This is a genomic window from Bowmanella yangjiangensis (assembly GCF_017255015.1).
In the GTDB taxonomy this organism is placed as follows: Bacteria; Pseudomonadota; Gammaproteobacteria; order Enterobacterales; family Alteromonadaceae; genus Bowmanella; species Bowmanella yangjiangensis.
In genome coordinates this window covers 1-421 of sequence record NZ_JAFKCS010000630.1, presented here as the reverse complement: position 1 = coordinate 421, position 421 = coordinate 1, and the positions used below count along the sequence as shown (strand labels likewise).

Annotated in this window: 1 protein-coding gene; it reads left to right on the top strand. The window is 62.9% G+C overall.

Annotated features, from left to right (window positions below; translation table 11 throughout):
• Positions 1–294: hypothetical protein (locus tag J0A65_RS26005; protein WP_206597085.1), on the top strand; the 294-nt coding region annotated here is incomplete at its 5' end.
• Between the last annotated feature and the right edge of the window lie 127 nt (positions 295–421).

Genomic DNA, 421 nt, shown 5'->3' with positions numbered 1-421 from the left:
AGCGACAGCGGTGCCGGCAATGGCAGCGGTATCGGCTTCCTCGGCTTCGGTGGCGGCGACGGAGGGGTGTTCGGCAGCAGCAGCCTCTCCGGCATCTTTACCAAGGATGTGCAGCAGGAGAGCCAAAAGCTGGAGGTTTTCGATGGCAAGAAATGGGGAGCCGGGGGTGGCGGCTTCCTCTCGGCCCCGACGCTGGGCCAGCAATTGCAGGCGCTGAACGAAGGTGAGCAACGCCAGCACCAGGAACTGGCCCAGGCGCTGCAACAGATCGCAGCGGCCCAGGCACAGATCTGATCGACCGATAACAACGAGAAAGCAGTGAGTCGGAGCCGTGACAAGGGGGCGGCCCAAGGATGAAAAAGAGCCAAACACTAGGGGTAGTGAGCATGCTGGCGCTGGCCATCAGTGGCTGCGCGGTGAC